Source organism: uncultured Lamprocystis sp., from assembly GCF_903933125.1.
In the GTDB taxonomy this organism is placed as follows: Bacteria; Pseudomonadota; Gammaproteobacteria; order Chromatiales; family Chromatiaceae; genus Thiodictyon.
In genome coordinates, this window is record NZ_CAIZIZ010000067.1 from 1 (window position 1) to 2,283 (window position 2,283).

Sequence of the window (2,283 nt, forward strand, 5' to 3'; positions counted from 1 at the left end):
ACGGTAGGAGCGGCCCGCGGCCGCGACGAGTGTCGGCTTGGATCTGGCCGGATTAATGATCAAGGCCGACGAAGATCCTGCGCGATCTGTTACGGCGGTCCGTTGGTTCAACGCCCGCCAGTTCCCTGGATTTCAGGTTGCTGGCGGGCTATCCGTTGCGTCGCTGCGAATGCCGCTCAGTGGTGAGGCGGTGCTGCCTAGGGCGGCGTACATGCCCCGAAGCTGGGCAAGCTGACCGGCCGGCTGAGCGAGATCCGATTGGACCCGGCCAGCACTATGGCGGTGCTGGGGCTGGTCACGCTGAAACACGCCTGTCCGCCCGCCGGCAGGTTGAAGTCGACGCCGTCCTGCGCGTTGCCGGTCACATTGAATACGAAGTTGGGCGGCAAGCGATCCGACGACTCGATGGAAACCCCTGAGAGGTTGGTGAGGGCAGGACTCGCGGTCAGGCTGCCGCGGAACGCTACCGTCGGGCGGCCGCCGCCGGTCGCCCGTAGATGCCACCTGGTGGTTCCACAGTCATTCCATAAGAGTACGGCTGACTCTTTGGTCTGATCATAAACCAAGGTCCCGCAGGCGGGAAGGGCGCTGCCGCTGTCATTATCGACAATGGTCGCGGTCGCTGTCACCGTCTTGGCGAGGCCGCTAGTCAGGTTCAGGCTGAAAGTCTCGCCGTTCTCACGGAGCGCATCGTCGGTGATCGGTACCGCGACGGTGCGCTGGGTTTCGCCAGCCAGAAATGTCAAGGTACCGGAGGTGGCCGTGTAATCACTGCCGGCCAAGGCGCTGCCGTTCGCTGTCTGGTAATTCACCTGCACCTGCCGACCGATGGCGGGTGCGGGTGACAGGGTGACGGTGAACACTGCCGTGCCGGCGCCCTCGGTGACGCTCAGGTTCGCGGCACTGAGTACCGCCGGGCTGGTGGTGCAGGGCCCGAAGTCGGGGAGGCTCACCGCCGTTCCCATCGGCAGGCGCGTCGCGCCGGCCAGGATCACCTTGGTAGCGGGGGCGGTCAGGCTGAAACACGCTTTGGCCCCAGTCGCGAGCGTGAAGTCCAACCCGTCTTGTCCGGTCCCGACCATGTACAGGACATAGTCTGGTGGTGGCAGTAGGTCGCCGGTTTCAAAGGAGTATCCGGTCAGACTGGCGAACGGCTGATCGGCGATCAGGCCACCCCGATAGGTCACAACCTGGCCGCCCGCCGTGGCCCGCAGATGCCAGCGGTTGGTGCCGCAGTCGTTGTACAGTAGGGCCACCGACTCGGTTGCCGCGGTGTAGACCGGAGTACCGCAGACGGGCGTGGCGGGCGCGGTGTCGTTGACCAGGATGGTGGCGATGGCGCTCGCGGTGACCGGGGTGCCGACGCCGGTGAGGTCCAGGCGGAACTGCTCATCGTCCTCCGGGAGAGCGTCGTCGATGAGGGTGACCGCGAGGGTGTGCTGGGTCTCGCCGGGCAGGAAGGTCAGGCTGCCGGAGGCGGCGCTATAGTCGCTGCCGGCCACGGCGCTGCCGTCGGCGGTCTGATAGCTGACCAGGACCGACGCACCGACCGGTGGTGCGGGGCTTAGCGTCAGGGTGAACTCGGCAGTACCCGCGGACTCATCCACCGTTGGCGCGGTCGCGCTGAGGACATAGGCGGGCGCGGCATCGTTGGCCAGAATGGTGGCGGTGGCGGTGACCGGGGTGCCAACGCCGGTGAGGTCGAGGCGGAACTGCTCATTGTCCTCCGGGAGGGCGTCGTCGATGAGGGTGACCGCGAGGGTGTGCTGGGTCTCGCCGGGCAGGAAGGTCAGGGTGCCGGAGGCGGCGCTATAGTCGCTGCCGGCCACCGCGCTGCCGTCGGCGGTCTGATAATTGACCAGGACGGAGGCCCCGACCGGTGGCGCGGGGCTCAGCGTCAGGGTGAACTCGGCGCTACCCGCGGCCTCCGCCACCGTTGGCGCGGTCGCGCTGAGGACGTAAACGCCGCCGTCACCGGAGCCCTCGACCAGGCGGTGTACTTGGTCGATCGGCAGTCCGGTAAAGGTGTCGACAGTGCCGCTGGGCCAGTGCACTTCGAGTTCGACCGCGGTGTTAGCGGCCAGGCCGAAATGGGTGCGCACGGCATCCTGAACATAGCGGTGGACGCCGTGATTCTGCTCGCGCAGCTGCACCCGGCCATCGGGGGTCGTCGCGTAGATGATGGCGCCGACGCCATCGCGCGTGGACGTCACCCCCTCCAAGTCGAGTTCTATCCAGTGGTTGGCGTTGCCCTGATTGCGAAATAACTGCTGTTCGGCGGCG

1 protein-coding gene is annotated in these 2,283 nt (G+C 66.8%); it reads right to left on the reverse strand.

Features of this window, described 5'->3' with window-relative positions:
- Nucleotides 1–197: 197 nt before the first annotated feature.
- The coding region (locus QZY03_RS02940) for a Calx-beta domain-containing protein (protein ID WP_295578143.1) at nucleotides 198–2,283 on the reverse strand (2,086 nt) is incomplete at its 5' end.